The organism is Neobacillus sp. S1227 (assembly GCF_055385255.1).
Map to the genome: position 1 here is coordinate 5,341,309 of NZ_AP038276.1, position 23,097 is coordinate 5,364,405.

Sequence of the window (23,097 nt, forward strand, 5' to 3'; positions counted from 1 at the left end):
AAACTGCAGCGGTACACATGGTTCATCCAATTTTTTAATGAGAAGAGGGTCTGACTTCACCCTCTTCTCAAGACAACATTCAATTACTTTTTATATCCGCCTTCTTTAGCCACTTTTTCAGCCAATTTCTGAGCTTCTTTCATCGCTTCATCCACTGTTTTTTGCCCTGCAATGGCTGCAGCAATTTGTTGGCTGACATCTGTTCCGAGCTGTTGGAACTCAGGAATAGCTACGTACTGAATACCTTTATAAGGTACTGGATCTACGGTTGGATGTTCATAGTCTGCTTTTTTCATTGCTTCTAACACCATATCAGAGAAAGGAGCTGCCTCTTTATACTCAGCTTTTTCATAGGTGGATTGGCGTGTTCCTGAAGGAGCTACTACCCAGCCTTCCGTTTCTCCCACTTTTTCAATGTACTCTTTGCTTGTTGCCCATGTAATAAATTGAAAGGCAGCATCTTTATTTTTACTTGATTTTTCAATCGCTAAAGACCAAGCCCATAACCAGCCATTATTATCCTTAGCTTGCTTTGGAGCAAATGTATAACCAATTTTTCCAGCAACTTGAGAATCCTTTGAATTCAGGAACCCGGCTGCAACGGATGCATCGTACCACATTGCGGCTTTACCAGTTGACATTAGCGTCAAGGCTTCAGTGAAACCTGTGCTAGTTGCACCTGGCTCGCCAGCATCGTGCAGAAGGTCTACATAGAATTGAACCGCTTTTTTCGTATTTGGACTATCAAGCTGTGCATTCCAGTCCATGTCATACCAAGAACCGCCATAAGCATTAATAATGGTGTTTAACGGTGCAAACATTTCTCCCCAGCCAGGGAGTCCCCGAATAATGATACCCGGCTGGCCTGTCTTTTCTTTAATGGTTCTAGCCACTTGTGCAACCTCGTCCCATGTTGGGTTTACCGGCAATTCCACTCCTGCTTTTGCAAAAATTTCTTTGTTGTAGAAAAGCAGACTGCTTTCGCCATAGAAAGGAAGTGCATATAGCTGTTTATCATAAGAAAGGGCATTCTTTAAAGAAGGGAAAACATCCTCAAGATCATAAGCTGTCTTATCCGCATCTTTCATTTTGTCAAACTTTGGAGTTAAAGGATCAATCCAGCCGTTCTTTGCCCAAATTGGCGCGTCATATGTACCAATGGTGGCAATGTCAAATTTCCCAGCTCCAAGCGCAACGTCCTCTGTGACCTTTTTACGCAGGTCGTTTTCAGGTAAAACAACAAATTCAACATCGATTCCTGTTTCTTTTTCGAAGTATTTTTCAGTCATTTTTTGCATAATTTTCATGTCCGGATTATTCACTGTTGCGATAGTTAGCTTCTTACCGCCCTTAGAATTTCCTTTTGATTCCGAACTAGATGACTTACTGCATCCAGCCAACACTATTGAAGAAAGTAAGGCTACTGCAAGAACTATACTTAAAAACCTTTTCATTGAAATCCTCCCCTATTAATCTGGTATATTGATTACGCTTACAAATCCATTCTAACAGTAGGGCTATACCGAAACACTCAATAGATGTCATAGTTTTGTCACGATTGAAAAATGACAATATTTTTAAAATTTAAAAAAGGGGAATGGTATGCATGGGTGTTGCACGGGGATGGTTCTCTTGCTCAGTTAGCTGGAGTGATGCACGGGAACCGTCCCTATGCATCACCAAAATCTGCTCTTTTTCGGGTCGCCCAGGTATATTTTTAGTGTTTCTATGAATGTTTGTAAGGCTTTTGTTTGGTAGGTGGCGTGGGTTAGGATGGTGAAGTTGCGTTTAAACGGGAGCCCTTTTACGTGAATGATGTCAATGTAGCCGTTTGTGAGCTCCTTCTTAATGGCCCAACTTGATAACAAACTGATGCCAAGACCTGCTTCAACCGATTCCTTGATGACCTGGGTGCTGCCGAATTCCATGACTTTTTTCGGGGTGAAGCCGTATCGCCGAAACAGATTTTCCGCAGCCTCCCTTGTCCCAGAGCCCTCTTCCCTCAGAATCCACACTTCTTCCTCCAAATCATCCAAATTGATTTCCCCCTTTTTGCTCAAAAGAGGATGACGAGGCGAAGCAACAATGACCATTCGATCTTTAGAAACCACTTCCGAATTAAGGACATTTTGTTCAAAAAACCCTTCAATGATACCAATGTCCAATTGATGTTTTTTCACCAGCTCAATGATTTCCTTTGTATTTTGAATCCGAATCGACGGATGAATGTCGGGGTATCGCTCCTTCATTTTGGCAATAATATGCGGCAGGATGTACTCGCCAAACGTGTAGCTCGCCCCAATCGCAATCGGACCGCTTGCCTTATTGGTCAGATCATCGACCAAGGACTGCATTTTGGTATAAAGCGCAGTGATTTCCTTTGCATGGTGATAAACGATCTCACCAGCCTGATTTAAGCGAACATACTTATTACTTCTCTCCAAGAGCCTTGTGCCAATCGATTGTTCCAACGATCGGATATATTGGCTCACCGCCGGCTGGGTCATATGCAGATCCTCTGCCGCTTTTGAAAAATTCTCCTTTTCCACCACTTTAATAAACACCTCTAAATGCTGGTCCATCCTCTGCCCCCTTATTCAAAAATAACCCATGTATATAGATTTACTTATTATCCCTATTATATATCATTATTTTTCTTATACACGAATCGCGAGTATGCTTAAATTACAAAATGAAAGTAATTGAGGTGATTGGATTGGGAAGCCAAAGTGCAAGAATTTTACCTCAAGACGAACAGAACGAACATCCTCTTCAAAAGCCCGCAACAAAACCTGCCGCTTATTTATGGCTGGGGGGAATTGCTTTTACCATTGTCATTGCAGCATTCGGCTTTGCGTTAGCAAAAGTTCCTGGGATTGATCGTGTCGGACCGCTTGCCTGTGCGATTTTGATTGCGGTAATCTACCGGCAATTATTCGGTTATCCAGAAATGATCCGCGCAGGGATTCAATTTTCCGCCAAGCGCTTTTTACGTTTCGCGATTATATTATATGGGCTCAAATCAAACATAGATGTAGTGATTCAACAAGGATTGGGGTTAATTGCACGTGATATCGGTGTCATTGCTTTTGCAATATTATTAACTGTATGGCTTGGAAAATGGCTAAAGGCGGAGTCCTCCCTCGTACTTCTGCTTGGCGTCGGTACCGGTGTATGCGGGGCTGCCGCAATTGCTGCTGTTTCGCCTATTCTCAAGGTAAAGGATGAAGATACGGCCATCGGGGTCGGAATTATTGCGTTGGTGGGGACGATTTTTTCGATAACCTATACCATCTTAAGACCAATTCTCCCGTTATCGGCAATGGATTATGGCATATGGAGCGGAATCAGCCTTCACGAAATTGCCCATGTTGCCTTAGCTGGGGCACCCGCAGGTCCAGATGGCCTGGCCATTGCCCTTCTGGCCAAACTAGGCCGGGTACTCCTGCTCGTACCATTGTGCTTTTTTCTTATGTATTGGGTGAAACGACGCAGTTTAGGAAGTGCTGGAGATACCAAAATTGAGTTCCCTTGGTTTCTCATCGGTTTTATCTTGATGAGCTTGTTCGGAAGCTATATCCTTGGCCATTCCATCCCTGTTTCAAAAGCTGCCATGGATGGCGTTTCAACCGCCACCACCTTGATCCTAACATCCGCCATGGTCGGACTCGGACTAAACGTCAGCCTCCGCGACCTCCGGACCAAAGCAGCACGGCCACTAATCGCGATGCTGATTACGTCTGTAATCCTTTCAGTAGTTTCATATTTTATTGCGTGATGCATGGGGACGGTTCTCGTGCATCAGCTGGGCCTGATTAAGGGATCCATCAGGGGTTTGGAAAGTATATTTGAAAAATAAGAAAGAAAAAGCGGAAAATCAGAAAGTATTCGGCCACAAATGGAAAGTAAAATCAGCAAATTGGAAAGTAACCAGACCAATCCGGAAAGTATATCCAAATAAATGGTAATTAACCCGAATTATTACCTCGTGTAAAACATAAGGACGGTTCCTCTGCCTCGTAAACTGAGGAAGAAGAACCGTCCCCATACATCAACTGCTACTTTACCAAACACGTCTCCCCATTTTCATCAAACGCCTGCTTAAAATCAAACGCATAAGGAGTGGGTCCATTCTGAATATAATGACTGTAACGCTTGAACGCCTCCTTCCATGACACATCCCATTGCTTCTCCGTCCACCACACTACATATGAAAGGTGTTTATCTGGATAAGGCTCCATCCATTTGTTCCGATCTCGCAATGCTTGCTTATGGAGACCTGAATAGGTAAACCGATATAAGCCTTGAAGGCTTCTCCATACCGTTAGGGTAAGCACAGGGAAACCCTCCCCCTTTTTGGCTTCTTCAGGTATAGGGACTCCCTCAGGAGAAAACACCTCAATAAGCTGTCCAGTTTTAACAGCCTCATGAATGATTTCATTACCCACTTCGAAAAATTCAATTGATGCCGGGTGGTTGTACGGATGATTAAGCCTGCCCACAGTATAGATTGCAACGAAAGCCATACAAAGTCCTCCATCTACAGATTTCACCTATTTATATTCAAGTATAACGGGAACTTATACCCACGCTTCCGCATGAGACCAACCCTATCATTCATATATTCTAATGAGAAGGAGAGGGGGATCGCTTTGAAATACGGGAAATTTATTGTCAGTGGCGTGATTTTAGTCTTGGTTATCGTGGTTTTTGTTTTTTCTAGCACGAAGGTGGAGTCTGGTCACCGAGGTGTTCTGCTGCAATTAGGGGCAGTAAAGCCAACAATCTTGACGGAGGGCTTTCATTTCAAAATTCCATTCATTCAAAATGTGGAACAGATAGAGGTACGGGTCCAAAAAGAAGAAAGCTCACAAAGTGCTGCTTCAAAGGATTTACAAATGGTCACGACCAAGGTGGCCGTCAATTACTCGGTTGATCCAGGAGCGGTCAATAAGCTCTACCAAGAAATCGGTCTTGATTATCGTGTCCGCATCGTGGAGCCTGCCATCGCCGAATCATTAAAGGCGATTACCGCCCAATATACAGCAGAAGAGCTGATATCAAAACGCCCGGAAGTATCCGCTAAAGTGAAGGAAATGCTGGACAAGAAGTTAACCAAGTATTATATGCTCTTAGAAGATATCAATATTAAAGAATTTGCTTTTAGTGAAGAATTCAACAAAGCGATTGAATTGAAGCAAACAGCCGAACAAAATGCATTAAAGGCCCAAAGGGATTTAGAGCGAATCAAAATTGAAGCCGAACAGCAGGTCACACAAGCTCAAGCCGAAGCAGAGTCATTAAAATTGAAAAAAGAAGAAGTAACCCCGGAGCTAATCCAACTCAAACAAATCGAAGTCCAAGAAAAAGCCTTAGCAAAATGGGATGGCCGCCTCCCAAGCGTAACTGGCGGAGCCACTCCGTTTATTGACTTGAGCGGAGTGAAATGATGCAGGGGGGCGGTTCTGCCTCATTTTGTGAGGCAATAGAACCGTCCCCCTGTCGCACATTGTTTATGAGGGACTCTATCAAAGCTCTAATAAAAATTGAATTTGTCCCAGCAACTCTCAAAATATATTCAATAAAGAACATAAGTTGAATGCAATGGGAGGAAGGAAAAAAATGTTTACACCTAATCCTGCTAACACTGCTATTGTCATAACGGACCCGCAAAATGACTTTATGTCCCCCGGAGGTAAGGGATACCATTTAACAAAAAAAATTATGGAACAATACAACACACTAGGTAACCTTGTAGTTCTAATAAGTACAGCGATGAGTAAAGGTTATCAACTTTTTGTATCTCCCCATTATATATATCCTCATGATTATAGTTGGCAATTGACTGGGGCTGAACAAGAAATGTTATTAAAGCTTAGAGTGTATCAAAAACATAATGACTACACTTCAGTAGGAGCTGACTGGGTTCCTTCCCTTAAGCCATACATTTTATCTAACCAAACTGTCATTGCAACCGCCCATAAGATTGCCAGTCCCCAGACAAATGATCTTGTCTACCAATTACGACAGCATAGGAAAGAAAAGGTGATTTTGGCAGGTGTCTTATCAAACATTTGTGTAGAATCACATATGAGAGACTTAATCGAGAATGGATTCCAAACAGCCGTTGTTTATGATGCCACAGCGACCATAAGTGAGAAGGATTTTCAGGCAGCAGTTACAAACTATCATGCATTCAGCAGTGCTACATGGTCAACCCAACAAGCGATCTCTCAATTATAAGAAATACAACACGGTCCAAGGGTTGACTTATAAGAGTTGCTAGTTAAGGCAACTCTTTTTGTTATTTGTGAAGTTTCTCCACCAACCTGCCCTTTCCTGAAACAAAAAAAGCTGCCACAGCTTGAATCAACAGCCCCCTTTCAATCAGATTCACAACTATTATCGTTCGCTGTATTCCAACAAATTGTTGCCCATAGGCAACCCAATCAAACGTTTAAGTAAATGGATTCAATGCCTTGCCACTGGCGGATTTTCCTTTCCACTATTTCAATAATGCTTGTCGTTCAGACAAACGTTTAAGTAAATCTCCTCAAAATGTTGGTATATCAACGTTTTGCTCCTTATTTCCGTGGAAATTTTGATGAATGCTGCCAGATTAAGGCGAATCATTTCTGGCAGGTGATACGCCCGCTCGTGAATCCGCTAATTTACACTAAAATCCACCTTCACTTTTCCTACTTAATCGTTTGTATAAATCTAATAAACTATTGATCTAATCGATTTCCTCTCCCTTTTCCACCAAAAATTTTGTCATTTAATCAAACAATTGTATAGTAGTAGTCTGAACCTTTGGTGCTGCTGATTTCCCATTAATTTTGCAAGCAGAAGAATGTCGAAATCTCACATAAGATTCCACGAGGAGAATTCTGATGGTCTGATATTCTTTTTTCATCCCCCCTGATAGGGTCGGAGTTTAGTGAAACAAAAGGCAGTTCATTGAATTTGAAAGGGATTTATGGAAAAATTAGCGTTAAGTGTCGTAACGAAGAAAAAGAAATTTAATTTGATGGAGGTACGTTCGAATGTCAGAAAACACCGTAAGTAAAGCTACAGGTAAATTGCACTTTATGCTGCATGCTACTCCGCCTAGAACGACTTTTCATCAGGATATGACAGCAGAAGAACGGAACATTATGTTAAACCATATTGCCTATTGGACGGACAAGCAAAACCAGGGGATTGCCCTGGTCTTCGGCCCTGTTTTAAATCCCACGGCCCCGCACGGACTTGCCATCATTGAAGTCGAAAACGAAGCTCAAGTACCAAAACTGATCGAAGAGGACCCAGCGGTAATGGCAGGTATAATGAAAACCGAATTTTATCCGATGATGGCAACGCTGCCGAAACAGCGCGCGTGATCCTGTAGGTGAAATTTGTTGAAAAAGAAACCTGAATAGACAAAAATAAACGGCTCGGTATTTTGTGATAACGGGTTCACTTTAGAGGTGCAGCAAAACACACTTGAATTCACAATATGATTCACAGTGCGATTTTTATTCATTTATCACCATTTTAGAGAATTTTAATTGCTTATCATTTTCTAATTCACAAGGTATGGAGGGTGTGTGAATTTTTAAACTCCCCCAACGCTTTGAAACATAAGAAGTCTTATCCTTAATTGAGTAACTAGTGGTAATAAAATAAGCGAAAATTTTTCCGCTAAATGGAGAATAGGGCTCAGTCCGGCGTAAATAAGGGAAGGTTTTTCGCTTAAACAAAGCAAAATCCCCAATACTGAAGTTTTTTGAGTCAATAGGGGAAATTTCTCCGCTTATTTAAGTTATTCTTGATCTTAATTGCTAATTAAGGGAAATTTCTCCCCTTATTTATCAAACTCTGTCTAATGAACTTGTACACTTACGGTTGCATTAGTCCAATAGAGATATTTTCATCTCAAAGCCTTATGGACTGTGCAATATACTGTGATTTGTGTTGTGAAAGGTTATGTGATTTGCTATGTGGTTAGGGTTGTGAATTACCGTTTTGCACCTCACAAGTAAACCTGTTGTATTTTGTGACTGAGCCGTTTGCTTTTCCGTACAAATAATGCATTTTTGAGTTTACCGATAGGGAACGGAACCTATAACAAATCCGGAGCTTATTTACAAAAGCCGATGCTAACACCTGACATATTTACGTTTAAAACCAAGCTTCCCTCTATCTAATTCCTTTTGAATATTTTCAGATGCATTCAGGATACTGCTTTTTTTCTTGTCCCGCTTGATTTCGACTGGGCCTACTGCCTTTGCGGTTTCAACCGCCTTATCGTGGAGCGGCACATAGGAAATCGCGACAGTGTAGATAAAATTATTCATCGCAGATTTTGTTCGATCCGGAGCATCATGAATCGTTTTTTCCACCTGATCGAGCATACTTGCAAGCTTGCTTGTGTCAAATTCACTGTCCTTGCGATTACCCAACAGCCAACAGTAACAGCTCCAGCCTGCCGACATTCTCAGTTCTTCCCCGCTGGCAATCCATTTATCGGCAACTGCCTGTGCAATATCGGCTTCTGCTAAAGTGACCGCCACCACATAATCAGACAGCATATAAAAATACGCACCATCTATCCAGCGATCAAAATCCTCCTCCGTCATGGCCTTTGGATCCGCAATGACGCCGGCAAAATACATGGCATCGTAGTTCCCAGTAGCGTAAAGCTGCTCGGCCAAAGCCTGATCCTTCTTGATTTTCTTCGCCATCGGCTTCATCGCGCCTGTAGCGACGCCAAAAACCGGCTCGTGTGCACCATTATTTATGTACATCTTTTTCAAACGCTCCTTGCCGAGCGCCTCCAGTTCCTGCATAACCGATTCGAAATCCATTGTTTTGCACTTCCTTCCTTTATCATCATACCCACTTCATTTTAAGCATATAGCTACTATTCTTAATAATCATATTACCTGAAAACATTCCGCAAATCTTGAAAATTGGGGAAAGTTTGGGGAAAAGCCAATTATCGGGTCCTTCTAAAGGGCGATAAAATTGGTAGGAAAGTATATTGGGGATTTTGGAAAGTAAAAGTGTGAATTAGGTAAGTATTTGGCTAAAAAGTGAAAGTAAAATCAGCAAATGGGAAAGTAACTATATCAAACCGGAAAGTATATCCAAATAAACGGAAAATACTCCAAAAGGGCACCTGTGAAAGGCCCGCCGCAAAATAAGAAATGAAGCTTGGAAGAAGGCGGAATTAAGCGGCTAAGGCATGGGGACGGTTCTAGTGCATCATTCTTTCGGAATTCAAATAGAAATGAGGCATGGGGGACCGACCTTCTGCCTCATCAGGGGACAACACGCAAGCCCCTCTTTTTATTTCTCAACAGTCTTAGCAATTACAGCGCCAAATATGAGTGCCCATACAGGCGCACTGATGTGGAGAAAGGTGACTTGCGACAGTGCGATGAGAAAGGCTGCTAATGCACTGAAGCGGTAGCGGTTATCAGAAAACCCCTGCTGCAAACTGGAATGCAGCACGCCAATTAAGGCAAATCCGGCCAGCAGCGAGACAAATGCCTGGGGCAGGGATTGAATGAAGGGGACGATTTTCCATGCGAAAATACCGAATAACATCACGAAAATCCCGCACATCACCGATCCTGCATATCGTTTTGATTTTTCGCCGGAATCAGGCCCTGCGTTGATGGCTGTCATCATTCCCGCGATGTTCGCACAATGGCCGCCAAAAAAACCTGTGATGCTTGCAAACACACCGCTCATGGTGACAATTTTCCGAATCGGCGGGTCATAGTCCTCACTTTCCAAGGCGCCAATTCCCGGTGCTGCATCATTGCTAAGGATTAACATCGCAAGCGGCAGTGCCAAGGTCAGTACTCCCATCCACGAGAAGTCCGGAGCATGCAATGATGGCAAGGAAAAAGGGATTTCCGTTGAACTCAAGTCGAGATGTTGTGTTAATAATAGGGCTGCAAACGCCGCAACGACCGCCGCCATCACGGCAGGAATCCGCCTGCTAAATTTGGTGCACAGGAAAAAGCTGACCAGGGCCGCTCCCCCGGCCAACGGCATTTCTTTAATGGCCGGGATCAGTTTCACCACATATCCAGTGACCAATCCTGCCAGCATCGCCGATATCACTTCCTTCGGCACCCATTTGATGATTTTTGTAAATAGTCCCGACACGCCTACAAGCAAGATCGTCAGCCCCGACAACACATAGCCGCCGATGAGCTCCGGAAAAGTAAAATGGGCCGTAACCGTTGCAACGAACGCTGCTCCCGTGATGGAATGGCCTCCGGTAATCGGCCTTCGAGTAAGCAGGGCCATCAACACGCCAAATACCCCCGGAAAAAAATTGGCGGCAAACATCCAGGTAATTGTTTGCTGATTAGTAAAATCGCCGGCCGCTGCGGCCTGCAGAATAATTAACGCCGGTCCCGTCATAAGCAATGTGCTGGAAATAAGACCTGAAGATAGATTTTGACTATTAATATCGTGAAAAAAAGATTTCCTTTTTCTATTGGGCTGTAAACGAACATTTTCTTCTAGTTTTCCTGGTAATCCCATCTGCCTACCCACTTGTCCTCTCTTTTTATCCTATTATTAAAAGGTAGGACAATATATTTCGATTGTCAAACTTTTTGGAATATTTAAGGGGCGGTTCTTGTGAATCATTTTTTGAACCAAGAGAACCTTCCCCAATGCTTCTAACTACCATCATTCCGCTCTTTTTTGAATTTTCATATTATACATTTTTTTATCGGCTACTCTCAGTAAATCATCGAGAGAACTTCCTTCATTTGGATAGATGGCACAGCCAACTGATACACTTATTTCTTGATTAGGGTTTGAAATCATTTTCAGATTCGCATGTATGCGCATAATGATTTCATCCACGTTTTCTTTTTTTCCAATATCTAAAGAAACAATGATAAATTCGTCTCCTCCCCATCGTGCCACGATATCGGTATTGCTAACACTATTCTCTAAATGGTGAGAAAGGGCCTTTAATAATTCATCCCCAGCTTTATGTCCAAAATTATCGTTAATGGCTTTAAAATTATTGACATCGATGAGAAAAACCGCGGCACTTTGACTCTTCCGGTCTGCCGATGCTTTGATTTTGGGAAATAACTCTTCTACAAATCTTCTATTATAAATTCCTGTAAGAATATCTTTCTCAGAATAAAATTTCGCTTTATCATACTGCAATCCAAACCGCCAGGCAAGCGCAAGCAAGATAGGAAATCCGATATACTCTATCGAGCTTAAAAAACCATCACTTAAATAATAATGAATTATATAGATAGAGTTGATAAGAAAAACAAGTAAGAACGTTACAATTCTTCCTTTATACCCCAAAGCTAATCATCATCCTTCAAGTATTGAAAAATATGCCCTTATTATGAATAGAGTTTATTATACCATATAATTTCCAATTCTCACACTATTAGAAAGCTGTTCACCTGGTTTTCCTGACTAGTACTATCTGGTCCTCATGGAACTCTCATGAGGACTGATTTATCGAAATCTCCTCTGAAAGTGTCCTCATGGAGCTCTCATGAGGACTGATTTATCGAATTCTCCTCTGAAAGTGTTCTCATGGAGCTCTCATGAAGACTTTATCGTCAAAGCAAAAATGAAGAACAGATCTCAAAAACAGTTTCCCTCTTCACAAATCTGGTAACACAAAAAGAGGATGAACCAAAAGTTCAACCTCTTTTTTTACATTATTTTTTATTCTGCATCCATAAAAGGATAGGCCACTACTGCAGTTGGTGCAAAGTTTTCTTTGATGACACGAGGGCTTGTCCAGCGGATCATGTTAAATACCGAACCAGCTTTATCGTTTGTACCAGAACCACGAGAACCGCCAAATGGCTGTTGATTAATCATCGCACCAGTCGGCTTATCGTTGATATAGAAGTTTCCGGCTGCACCCGATAAGCGTCGTTCTAAATGAAGAATGGCCCCGCGGTCTTGTGCAAAAATCGAACCTGTTAAAGCATATATAGACGCTGTATCGACTGCCTCCAACGTTTCTTCTAATTGATCATTTTCGTATACATAAATAGTTAATACTGGTCCGAAGATTTCTTCCACCATGGTCTTGAAGTTTGGATTCTTTGTCACAATGATGGTTGGTTGAACAAAATATCCAACAGAATCATCATAAGTGCCGCCTGCAATAATTTCTGCTTCTTCAGAATCTGCAGCATAGTCGATATAACTAGTAATAGAATCAAAAGCCGCCTTATCAATAACTGCACCCATAAAATTTCTAAAGTCTCTAACATCCCCAACTTTAAGCTTTGCCGTTTCTTCTACTAAACCAGCTTTTACTTCTTCCCACATACTTGCTGGAATGTAGGCACGGGAAGCTGCTGAACATTTTTGGCCTTGGTATTCAAACGCACCACGAACTAAACTAGCGACTAATTTATCTACTTGTGCAGTCTCGTGAGCAAATACAAAGTCTTTACCGCCTGTTTCCCCGATTAAACGAGGATATGATTGATAGTTTGCAATGTTTTCTCCGACTGTTTTCCAAATCGTTTGGAACGTGCTTGTAGATCCAGTGAAATGGAATCCAGACATCCGAGGGTCTGTTAATACTACTTCTGATACTTGTGAACCACGGGATGGTACAAAGTTGATGACCCCTTTTGGTAATCCAGCTTCTTCTAAAATTCGCATAAAGTAATAGTTTGCCAGAATAGAAGTTGTGGCTGGCTTCCACACGACCACGTTCCCCATCATCGCAGGAGCTGCTGGCAAGTTTCCGCCAATGGCTGTGAAGTTAAATGGAGAAATCGCCAAGACGAAGCCATCTAATGGACGGTAATCTAAACGATTCCAAACATTCTTCATACTATCTGGTTGAATTTGATAAACCTGATTCGCGTAATCAACGCCAAAACGCAAGAAATCTGCTAATTCTTGGGCAGCATCAATTTCCGCTTGAATAGCTGTTTTGGATTGTCCTAGCATGGTCGCAGCGTTCATGACATCACGGTATGGTCCGGAAATTAAATCAGCAGCTTTTAAGAAAATAGCGGCACGGTGTTCCCATGCCATATTTGCCCACCCATCTTTCGCTGCCATGGCAGCTTCAACAGCGTCACGCAGCTCTTTTTCGCCAGCTTGCGAATAGTTTGCTAACACATGTTGATGATCATGCGGCATAACCACTTGCTTCACTGTATCTGTCTTTATATTTTCGCCATGAATAATCACAGGAATATCCACTACGATACTGGATTGGCGTTCTAATTCTGCTTTTAGTGTTTCCCGTTCCTTGGTACCTGGCGCATAGGTATTGCCCGGCTCATTTGCAGGTGTTGGGATTTTGAAAATTCCGTTACTCATTCTTTTTACGTTCCTCTCTTTAAAAAATACTGATACTTCAATAAAAATTTAACTTCCTTTGACAAATTACTTCTTTATTAATCCTTCTGACCTGCAATATTCACTAATACCGCGGGTTCTTTCCTAACCTTTGCTACAACGATACCGATTAAGAACCCAATCAAGCCTGTGATAATCCATCCTGCTCCGTTTGTAAACAACGGAATAAATCCAAAGATTTGATTAATCGTTTCCGGTGCAATGTTCGCTTCTTTTAAAGCATCAAGAATCGCAACAACTCCCACACCGATAATGGTGGAGACATACACCGCTCTATGACCTTTGAACAAACCATCTGCAAATACTAAGGCGATCAAGGCAATAGCTAAAGGATAGAGCAGCAGCAGAATAGGTGATGCTAAGGTTAAAATCGTAGTTAAACCGAAGTTGGTAATAATTAAACTTAAAACAGAAAACAGGATCAGCCACTTTTTATAAGAGATGGAAGGAACAATCCTTTCAAAATACTCAGAAACAGCTGCTAAACATGCCACATTTGTGGTAATTCCTGTTAAGAAAATAACGGTCCCAATAATATAAATTCCCGCCTGCCCAAACAAGGCCATGGCGCTTAGCGCTAATACTTCTCCCCCGTTCTCCTTAAAGCCTATGGCATCTACGCTGGAAGCCCCTATCCATGCCATCGAAATTTGTAAGGCAACTAATCCAATAATCGTAATCGTCCCGGCCTTAATAAATAGCTTGGACACTTCCTTTTCCGATTTAATTCCTAAAGAGCTGATTGATTTAATGAAGATCCCCCCGAAAACAAATGCGGCAAGAACATCCATTGTGTAGTACCCCTGCGTAAATCCTTTTATAAATACCCCGCTCAGATAATTCTCTTGAGGCTCACCAATACTTCCCAACGGGGTAATAATTGATTTTGCAATTAATACTATTAATAATATTGAAAAAATTGGCGTGATTAACTTCCCCAGCCGATCCACAAACTTGGTGGTATTCCATGAGAGAAAAATCGTTAGGGCAATAAATAAGAAAGAGAAAACAAATAAATAGACACCAGTATTGGCTTTATTTTGAACTAATGGATTGACAGCAATTTCATATACGACTGAGGTTGTCCGCGGGATCACGTAAATGGGACCAAGTGATAGAAAAAGCAAAACAGAAAATATGGTGGCAAAAAGCGGATTTACTCTTCCCGCAAGCTTTTCTACTGTACCCCCTCCTCGTGTCAAGGCAACAATCGCTAATAACACTAAGCCAACACCCGTTACCAAAAATCCCCCCATCGCTAACCAGACATTTGTTCCTGCCTGCTGGCCTACCATTGGGGCGAATATCACGTTACCTGCACCTAAAAACATCGAAAAAAGCATCAAACCGATCGCGAATACTTGTGAAAAAGGCAGTTTTTTATCCATTAAGGTTCCTCCTTTTTATTGAAAAGGGGAATGTACTGAGAGCATTCCCCATCATAGTTTTTAAGCTTTATTCTATTTTTATATGAAAAATATAGTTATACAACTATATTAATATTTCAAAGACGAATTACCTAGTTGATTTTTTCCCGATGGCTCTTCCTGCTATAAACGCACCTGCTCCAATTCCCAATAGGGTGTTGGTTTTCTTATTAAACACTTGTTTAAACACAAGATTTAAGTTCTGCGGACGCTCAGCCAGACGCCGCATGAAATAGCCGTACCAATCCTTCCCGAATGGCACATAGGTACAGAAGTTAAACCCTTCTTTCGCAAGCTCCAGCTGCAAGTCCTTCCTGAATCCATACAGCATTTGAAATTCATATTTATCCTTTGGAATTTGATGTTTCTTGGCAAACGCTTTTACATGATTAATAACCCGATGATCGTGAGTGGCGATGGACGTAAACTTTCCGTGCAGTAAATGGTATTCGATAAGCCGGATATAGTTCCGGTCAATTTCCTTTTTATCCTGATACGCCAAGTTTTCAGGTTCTTTATAGGCCCCTTTTACAATTCTTAACCGGTAGTCCTTGTATCTTTTGATATTTTCTTCAGATTCATAGAAGTAGGCCTGAATAACGGTTCCAATATTATCATAGTCCACGGATAGTTCATCAATGATGTCAAAGGATGGTTTAAGATGGCCGTAATCCTCCATATCAAAGTTGATAAAGATGTTATACTCATGGGCCAGCGCAACAATCTCCCTTAGATTATTGACGCAAAATGTATATTCGATATCCAAACCAAGCTGAGTAGGCTTCAAGGAAATATGAGCATCCAAGTTATTTTCATGAATAGCTTGAATAACCGCCAGGATTTGTTCCTTTGCCTCTAATGCCTCTTCTTTCTGAAAAACAAATTCACCCAAATTATCAATCGTGGCGGCAATGCCCTGAGCATTCAAAGCCTTGACACTTTCGACCATTTCCTTAATATTTGTACCGGCTACAACCGACTGTGCACCCATTTTCAAACCCCAGCGTTTTGCTCCGCTGTTTAATACTTTATTTTGTGAAAGGTGGATAAAAAAATCTCTAGTTAGTCCCATTGTGTCATCCTCCAATATATTGATTGTCATCTATCATGCTATTTCAACAAAAAGCCTTCCTTATATGGATCAGTTGCATCCAGCGAAAATTTATGAATACCCGTTACCCAGGCAGAGCCGGTGATTTGCGGAATAATGGCACGGAAGTCTTCCACTTCGGTGTAATCCACCACTGCTCCTTTAAATTGGGAGCCGATAATGCTTTCCTGAATGATGTGCTCACCAGGCGTAAGGTCCAGCGTCGAAAGCTTTGCACATGTGCCGGTTCCGCAAGGTGATCGATCGATTTGTCCGTCTCCAAAAACCACTGTATTCCGGTAATAATTTTTGCCTAGCTTTAAACTAAACTCCACGAGGTCGATCGTGTTGATTTCAGGTATTCTCGGATGGAAGACAGATAATTGTTCGTTCGCTGCCTTCCTGATGGCCATGCCAAGTTCAGTAATTTTATCCTGCTCTTCAATCGTAAGCTCGATGCCGAATGACTCAGCATCCACAATTGCAAAAAAACTGCCGCCAAAGGCAATATCCATTTTTACATAGCCGGCATTTTCCACAAGAACGCTTACATCCTTTTTAAATAAAAAGGCCGGAACATTGATAAATGAGACTTCTGTCGCCCGATTGCCCTCGTATCGGACATGGCATTCGACGATTCCGGAAGGTGTATCCAACAGAACCCTATCTTTTTTTTCAATCAGGCCATTATTGACAGCCACTGTAACCGAGGCAATCGTTCCATGACCGCACATGTTTAAATAACCGCCGCTGTCCATAAATAAGACGCCCAGATCGCACTCAGGGTTGGATGGCTTGGTTAGGATGGCGCCAAACATATTCAGGTGCCCCCTTGGTTCATGCATCAACAGCTTTCGTATGTGATCCATATTTTCTATCATATAATTCTTTTTATCCATCATGGATTGACCATGGATCTCCGGTATCCCGTTTACTACTATTCTAGCTGCCTCTCCCATGGCATGGGCATCAATCGTTTCAATATAACTTTCCAATTCAACCATTATCGATAACCCCCATTGTACAAATTTGCAAGTATATACGTATAGATGCAACTATCGTGCCAACTTGAATGAGGGTGGTGTCCCTTACCTATTGCTGTTATTTTACCAATACTGTAAAATATTAATGTTCAATAACTTTACAATATTGTAAATATTATAATTACACTTTACACTATATTCCGAGGTTGCTAGCTATGAAAAATCATTCTTTTGAACACTCACACTGCTATTTAAAAACTTTAATAGAAACTAGTTCCGATGCCATTGTAATTATCAATTCCACCGAGGAAGTGGAATATTGGAATCCACAGGCTGAAGAGATTTACGGAATCCAGCTTGATGAAATTAAACAGAAAAAGATTAGTAAGTTTTTTAAAAAAAAGGATTTAAAATTGCTGGAGATCCTGGAAACCAAAGAACCGGTTTATAACGTCTATCACCAGCCCAGGCCGGATAAGCATGTATTAATCAGCGCTGCTCCTATCTTTGATGCCAGTGGAGAGTTAATAGGAGCCATCTCCATCGATCAAGATATTACGAACATTGTAAAGTTAAATGAGAAGCTCACTTTACAGACGACACAATTACAAAAAATAAAGCAGCAATATAAATTACAGGAACAAATTGGCCCTTTATCTGAAATCAAAGGGCATAGTGAGGCCATCCAGCAGGCAAAAGGATTAGCGCTGAAAGTAGCAAAGACGGATGCAACCGTTCTCGTTCATGGAGAAAGCGGAGTAGGCAAAGAACTGTTTGCCCAAGGGATCCATGAAGCAAGCTTAAGAAATAAGCAGCCATTTATTCCGATAAATTGCGGGGCCATTCCCGAAGCCCTTTTCGAAAGTGAGTTTTTTGGCTACGAAAAAGGATCTTTCACAGGTGCACACAGGGATGGAAGGCCGGGGAAAGTGGAAATGGCCCATGGCGGTACATTATTCCTTGATGAAATCGGCATGTTGCCGCTCGATATGCAGGTAAAGTTATTAAGAGTTCTTCAAGAACGGGAAGTTTATCGCATTGGCGGAAGTAAGCCTATCAAAGTGAATATCCGCATTGTCGCCGCCACAAATAGCGATCTAGAGGACATGGTGAAACAAGGTACCTTCCGCGAGGACCTTTACTATCGTTTAAATGTCGTGACCCTAACCATTCCTCCGCTCCGCGAAAGAAAAGACGATCTCCCGCTATTAGTGAAGAACTTTGTTCAAGAATATGCGACAAAATATCAAAAGGAAATGCCTGCTCTTGCTGACAGTGCGATGGAAATGTTCATGAACTACCCGTGGCCCGGAAATGTAAGAGAATTGAGAAACGTTGTAGAAAGAATCGTCATTTTTACAGATAAGACGACTATTTATGCAGAAGATATCATCACGATCTTCCCTGCCTCAGCAAATAAAAAAGAAGGCAAGGAAGGATTGGCAAAGGAAAAGGCCCTGTTAGAGAAGGAACGAATTGAGGAAGCGCTGAAAGAAACCTATGGCAACAAAAGTGCAGCAGCTAAAATATTAGGGATTTCGAGGGTAAGCCTTTATAGTAAAATCAAGCAATACAAGATTGAAAGTTAGAACTTTCCCTAGATCATGATACGGCATTATGTTTTTCGGCGGAAAAAGTGATATGCGTTCAACGGATGATATGTACTTGCAAAAGGCGTGAGAGTCATTGAACCAAATGTGGTTGAATATGAGATTGTTTTGTTTATAGGAGAGGGAGGCCGAGTTCATAGCAAAACAGCCTCTTCCATCCACTCCCCTACAATTCATAATAAACTTCCTAGCCAATAACCTCAATTGGCTACCCGAAATGCTCTTGTTTCCTGATTTTGGTCGCCAACAGCCACCATTGGCTACCCAGATTGCTCTTGTTCCTCGATTTCGGTCGCCAAGAGCCACCATTGGCTACCCAGATCGCTCTTGTTCCCCCATTTCGGTCGCCAAGAACCACCATTGCCTACCCAGATTGCTCTTGTTCCTCGATTTCGGTCGCCAAGAGCCACCATTGCCTACCCAGATTGCTCTTGTTCCTCGATTTCGGTCGCCAAGAACCTCGATTGGCTACCCAATTTGCTCTTGTTCTCCGATTTCGGTCGCCAAGAGCCACCATTGGCTACCCTGATCGCTCTTGTCCCTCGATTTCGGTCGCCAAGAGCCACCATTGCCTACCCAGTTCGCTCTTGTTCCTCCATTTCGGTCGCCAAGAACCTCGATTGGCTACCCAATTTGCTCCTTTTCTCCGATTTCGGTCGCCAAGAGCCACCATTGCCTACCCAGTTCGCTCTTGTTCTCCGATTTCGGTCGCCAAGAGCCACCATTGCCTACCCAGATCGCTCTTGTTCCACCATTTCGGTCGCCAAGAACCTCCTTTGGCTACCCAATTTGCTCTTGTTCCACCATTTCGGTCGCCAAGAACCTCCTTTGGCTACCCAATTTGCTCTTGTTCTCCGATTTCGGCCGCCAAGAGCCACCATTGCCTACCCTGATCGCTCTTGTCCCTCGATTTCGGTCGCCAAGAGCCACCATTGCCTACCCAGTTCGCTCTTGTTCCTCCATTTCGGTCGCCAAGAACAAGAGCAAATTGGCTACCCAATTTGCTCTTGTTCTTGATCTTAACGCGCCAGGGGCCAGGCCCCCAGCGCGTTAGTGTGTTAAACTGTTTTTATTCCCTTTGTATGGGCGGTTTCGGGTTCTTTGATTGTCTCGGTAAAGTGGTCTGGCGCGACTCTCGCTTTAAGTTTCATAGCGATGACGTAGACCACACCTGAAGCGATAATAGATTGGACAGCTGGGAGTCCCACTGGATTGACATATTGAGTATAATAGCCTAGTAATGTACCTACTACTAAAGCAATGGTTGCCATCCAGTTCCAGCCTTTGTTATCTACCCATTGCTGTTTCCGAATGAAAAAGAAATCTGCCATCATGACACCTCCGATTGCTGGGTAAACAAGAGCCGTCATATATAAGAAATCCATAAAATAATCCAGAATACCGGCAAGAGCAATGACAATCGAAACCAGTGTCCCCGCCAGCGTCAATAGCGCACGGCCTTTGTTTGAATTCACATTTAACATATTGGCTAAGGCAAGACCCATGCTATAATTGTTAACCAATTGACTAGTCCAGGTTGCGAGCCATAAAATAATGAATCCCCAAACCGGAAAACCTAAATTCATCATCACGTTAACAATATCTGCGTCGCCTACCCCAATCGACATCACTGCCCCTACATAGAACAGAGGTAAACCAACAGCAACTATACCTAAAGGAATAAGTACATTATCCTTCACGGTCGGTTTTGCATAGCGGGTATAGTCGGAAGCAATTACCCACTGGGAAACATTGATACCGATCACCAAACTAATAGCAGCCAAAAACGTCATTTGCGGTTCCGGGGTCCATGACATGATCTTCTCCCAGCCGGTATTTTTTAACGCGTAAAAGATTCCTCCTGCAATTAACAACAAACCAGCCGGAACCGCTAGGTAATCGGTCCATTTCATAGAAGAATAGCCAATAATGGACGGCAGTGCGAAAAGAAGTCCCGCAATCACAGTGATAATCGCCCATGGCACCCATTGTGTTTTGTAGTCAATTCCAAACATCGCCGAAATCGCATTTCCTGCCACAGCTGTCTGCAGTGCCCACCAACCCATCGAAACAATAAAGATGGTCAATCCCACGATAAACCGTGCCTGGGCTGAACCGAAACTTGTTCTAGCGATAACTGAAGAAGATCGCCCAGTTTTCGCTCCAATATACCCTGCCACCGCATTTCCAATCCATTGAAAAACAAATAACGCAATTGCTAGGATCCAAAAAAGTTTCCCTAAACCAAAGCTTGCTGTTAATGAAGCGCCAACCATCAGCACAGGAATAGTAAACTCTAACCCGCCAAAAATTACAGCTGGTGAAATCCAATGCTGCCTTTCACTCAATGGCACCGCCGCAAGGGCCTCGTCCTTGCCTCCGCCTTTTCTTAAAGAAACATCTTCCATCCCTCTTCAACCCCTTTAATATTTTTTTAAAGCAGTTACGTTCCGAATATTCTGTAAAAAATCGTTAAGAAAAAAGCCTTGCCCGGCAAGGCTTTTCCAAAACTATTAACCTACTAATACCCAAACAATCTCGCAATCCTCATCCCCTTCGTTGTAGGCGATATGCTCCTGCCCGGCAGGAATAAATGTCGCATCCCCGCTTGTTACACGATAGGTTTGCCCGTTGGTTTCTGTCACAATCGAACCCTTTACCACGATGGAATACTCATTTTCCTTATGGTTTGAAACACCTGCTAGCGGTACTCTTTTCCCCGGAGGAATGGTTACGGTGCCTACCTTCAGGTTTCCTGAAAGAGCCTCCTGTAAAAAAACAGTTTTTAAAGGCACTGGCGCATTGGCATCAACATCTAATCTCTCAATCTTTAAAACTTCCACTTTCTTATGCCCCCCTCTGCTCTCGTTCTGAAGTTAATCCCTCTACAGCAAACGTATCTGGGTTAACAATGACACCATAATCTTCTTTAGCCTGTTCCACTGAAATATACCCGTTCTTAACATCCTTCGCCACTTTGTCAGCAGGGCGTTTAAACGGATCGCCATAACCGCCGCCTGTAGCCGTAACGAGTTTCACCACATCTCCCGTATTTAACGGATATCTTGGATAAATGCCGTATGGCCCATCCACTTCACCGTTTGATTTCTCTACAAAAAATTTATTGGCCGACCCGTCTTTACCTTCGTTAATTCCCCACGGGACAAACTTATGACGGCCAAACGTGATTGAAGCCGATTGGTTATCGGTCAAGGCTCTGTACGAACGAACGACACCTGCACCGCCAATATATTCGCCAGCGCCGGCCCCATCTGTATGAAGGCTATATTCGTCAACTAATACACCGTATCTGGTTTCTGCTACCTCAACCGGAACGTTATAGGTCTCCCCATCGCCGATACAGAATTGTCCTCTTGCTCCATCCTGGCCTTCCGCTGCACCCCAGCCGCCAACAGATGGTTCAACAATCAGGAACGGCTCTTTCGTATCCGGATGCAGTCCTGATAAAACAACGGCACAGACCGATAATAAGTGGCCGGCTGTTAAGCGGTTCGGCACCACTGGAGCCAGCGCCTTCCAAATTAAGTCAGCACCCGCCTGCATGCTTTCCCAATAAATTGATACTGGAGCCGGACGTTCAGCTGAAAGCACAGACCCCTTGTCGGTAATGATTTCTAATGGCCTAAACACCCCATCATTGGCATCCTGAGATGGATTTGTAATCGCTAGGAAAATCGCACGAACAGCTGACACGAGCGCTGTATAAGAACAGTTAATCGGCCCTGGAACCTGCGGATGGCTGCCGCGGAAATCAGCGATAAATTTTTCGTCCGTAATAATAACTTTCACCATTACCTTAAAGGGACCATTACCGAATCCATCATCATCGATGAACCCTTCCGCTTCATAGGTTCCCTTAGGCAGCTTGGCCAGCTCCTGCCGCGCCAGCTGTTCACCATGATCCAACAGGTATTCCACCGATGAAAGCACAGTCTCTTTTCCATGTTTATCACATAATTCGATTACTCGCTTTTCACCTGTTTTTAAGGCAGCGACCTGGGCCCACATATCCCCTAATGATAATTCCGGGAAGCGGACATTTGCCTCAATGATATCGACGATGGCTTGATTGATTTGACCTTCGTTAAACAGCTTCACACAAGGGAATTGCAGGCCTTCTTGGAAAATTTCAGTAGCATCGTTACTAAAAGAGCCTGGATCTTTACCGCCAACCTCAGTCCAGTGAGCTTTGTTCGTGGAAAAAGCAACCAGCTCCCCTTTGTAAAAAATCGGCATCACGAGCCCTACGTCAGACAGGTGGGAGCCACCGCCGCCATAGGAATCGTTAATAATGATGATGTCGCCTTCCTTTAACTTCCCATCACCAAATTTTTTCAACGTTTGCTTGACCATGTCGGAGAGCATCCCGATAAATCCGGTCACCCCGTTACCCTGGGTCAATAACTGTCCTTTGGCATCTAATAGACCGCTGGCATAGTCAAGAACCTCGTAGATAATGGGACTCATTGAGGTTTTTGCTAAAGCGATAAACATTTCGTCACCAATCGCAATCAATGAATCTTTTACTATTTCGAGTGTAAATGGGTCAACCTTTGTTTTAACTGCCTGTGTCATTT

The 23,097-nt window shown here is 42.8% G+C and carries 18 protein-coding genes; 5 read left to right on the top strand and 13 right to left on the bottom strand.

Features of this window, described 5'->3' with window-relative positions; genetic code table 11:
• Positions 1-83: 83 nt before the first annotated feature.
• The gene (locus ACZ5AE_RS26635) at positions 84-1,454 is read right to left on the bottom strand and encodes an ABC transporter substrate-binding protein (protein ID WP_464567670.1); all 1,371 of its coding nucleotides are present in this window, start codon (positions 1,452-1,454) and stop codon (positions 84-86) included.
• Positions 1,455-1,676: 222 nt separating this feature from the next.
• The gene (locus ACZ5AE_RS26640) at positions 1,677-2,582 is read right to left on the bottom strand and encodes a LysR family transcriptional regulator (protein ID WP_464567672.1); all 906 of its coding nucleotides are present in this window, start codon (positions 2,580-2,582) and stop codon (positions 1,677-1,679) included.
• Positions 2,583-2,692: 110 nt separating this feature from the next.
• Between ACZ5AE_RS26640 and ACZ5AE_RS26645 the strand changes: the two genes are divergently transcribed.
• Complete coding sequence (locus ACZ5AE_RS26645; protein ID WP_464567674.1) at positions 2,693-3,778, top strand: YeiH family protein; 1,086 nt, start codon at positions 2,693-2,695, stop codon at positions 3,776-3,778.
• Between the two features lie 280 nt (positions 3,779-4,058).
• Here ACZ5AE_RS26645 and ACZ5AE_RS26650 read toward each other — a convergent pair whose 3' ends face one another.
• Positions 4,059-4,526: a DUF3291 domain-containing protein gene (locus ACZ5AE_RS26650; protein WP_464567676.1), complete on the bottom strand. Its 468-nt coding sequence runs from the start codon at positions 4,524-4,526 to the stop codon at positions 4,059-4,061.
• Positions 4,527-4,652: 126 nt separating this feature from the next.
• On the opposite strand from ACZ5AE_RS26650, the gene ACZ5AE_RS26655 reads away from it, so the two are divergent.
• The 3 genes from ACZ5AE_RS26655 to ACZ5AE_RS26665 all read left to right on the top strand — a co-directional run bounded on the left by ACZ5AE_RS26655 (position 4,653) and on the right by ACZ5AE_RS26665 (position 7,382).
• The gene (locus tag ACZ5AE_RS26655; RefSeq protein ID WP_464567678.1) at positions 4,653-5,450 is read left to right on the top strand and encodes a prohibitin family protein; all 798 of its coding nucleotides are present in this window, start codon (positions 4,653-4,655) and stop codon (positions 5,448-5,450) included.
• Positions 5,451-5,622: 172 nt separating this feature from the next.
• Entirely contained in the window at positions 5,623-6,243 is a 621-nt protein-coding gene (locus tag ACZ5AE_RS26660; RefSeq protein WP_464567680.1) for a cysteine hydrolase family protein, read from the top strand.
• Positions 6,244-7,046: 803 nt separating this feature from the next.
• A complete protein-coding gene (locus ACZ5AE_RS26665) occupies positions 7,047-7,382 on the top strand; it encodes a YciI family protein (protein WP_464567682.1) in 336 nt (111 codons plus the stop codon).
• Positions 7,383-8,141: 759 nt separating this feature from the next.
• Here the strand turns inward: ACZ5AE_RS26665 and ACZ5AE_RS26670 are convergent.
• From ACZ5AE_RS26670 to ACZ5AE_RS26700, 7 genes are all read right to left on the bottom strand, one after another.
• A complete protein-coding gene (locus ACZ5AE_RS26670; protein WP_464567684.1) occupies positions 8,142-8,849 on the bottom strand; it encodes a DNA alkylation repair protein in 708 nt (235 codons plus the stop codon).
• A gap of 484 nt (positions 8,850-9,333) precedes the next feature.
• Positions 9,334-10,548, bottom strand: a complete 1,215-nt coding sequence (locus tag ACZ5AE_RS26675) for a benzoate/H(+) symporter BenE family transporter (protein ID WP_464567686.1) — start codon at positions 10,546-10,548, stop codon at positions 9,334-9,336.
• 150 nt (positions 10,549-10,698) lie between these two features.
• Positions 10,699-11,343, bottom strand: a complete 645-nt coding sequence (locus tag ACZ5AE_RS26680) for a GGDEF domain-containing protein (RefSeq protein ID WP_464567688.1) — start codon at positions 11,341-11,343, stop codon at positions 10,699-10,701.
• 375 nt (positions 11,344-11,718) lie between these two features.
• On the bottom strand, positions 11,719-13,350 hold the full coding sequence (gene pruA, locus ACZ5AE_RS26685; RefSeq protein ID WP_464567690.1) for an L-glutamate gamma-semialdehyde dehydrogenase: 1,632 nt from the start codon (positions 13,348-13,350) through the stop codon (positions 11,719-11,721).
• Positions 13,351-13,427: 77 nt separating this feature from the next.
• Positions 13,428-14,777 carry a branched-chain amino acid transport system II carrier protein gene (gene brnQ, locus ACZ5AE_RS26690; protein WP_464567692.1) on the bottom strand — a complete coding sequence of 450 codons (1,350 nt, stop codon included), beginning with the start codon at positions 14,775-14,777 and terminating at the stop codon, positions 13,428-13,430.
• Between the two features lie 127 nt (positions 14,778-14,904).
• Positions 14,905-15,888: a proline dehydrogenase family protein gene (locus ACZ5AE_RS26695; RefSeq protein ID WP_464567694.1), complete on the bottom strand. Its 984-nt coding sequence runs from the start codon at positions 15,886-15,888 to the stop codon at positions 14,905-14,907.
• 38 nt (positions 15,889-15,926) lie between these two features.
• Positions 15,927-16,910, bottom strand: coding sequence for a proline racemase family protein (locus ACZ5AE_RS26700; RefSeq protein ID WP_464567696.1), 984 nt, complete (start codon positions 16,908-16,910; stop codon positions 15,927-15,929).
• Between the two features lie 194 nt (positions 16,911-17,104).
• On the opposite strand from ACZ5AE_RS26700, the gene ACZ5AE_RS26705 reads away from it, so the two are divergent.
• Positions 17,105-18,478, top strand: coding sequence for a sigma-54 interaction domain-containing protein (locus ACZ5AE_RS26705; RefSeq protein ID WP_464567698.1), 1,374 nt, complete (start codon positions 17,105-17,107; stop codon positions 18,476-18,478).
• A 1,079-nt stretch (positions 18,479-19,557) separates the two neighbouring features.
• On the opposite strand, the gene ACZ5AE_RS26710 is transcribed toward ACZ5AE_RS26705, so the two are convergent.
• The 3 genes from ACZ5AE_RS26710 to ACZ5AE_RS26720 form a co-directional block, all read right to left on the bottom strand.
• A complete protein-coding gene (locus ACZ5AE_RS26710) occupies positions 19,558-20,907 on the bottom strand; it encodes a purine-cytosine permease family protein (RefSeq protein WP_464567700.1) in 1,350 nt (449 codons plus the stop codon).
• Between the two features lie 105 nt (positions 20,908-21,012).
• On the bottom strand, positions 21,013-21,342 hold the full coding sequence (locus ACZ5AE_RS26715) for a cupin domain-containing protein (protein ID WP_464567702.1): 330 nt from the start codon (positions 21,340-21,342) through the stop codon (positions 21,013-21,015).
• A gap of 4 nt (positions 21,343-21,346) precedes the next feature.
• Complete coding sequence (locus tag ACZ5AE_RS26720; protein ID WP_464567704.1) at positions 21,347-23,095, bottom strand: hydantoinase B/oxoprolinase family protein; 1,749 nt, start codon at positions 23,093-23,095, stop codon at positions 21,347-21,349.
• Positions 23,096-23,097 lie beyond the last annotated feature (2 nt).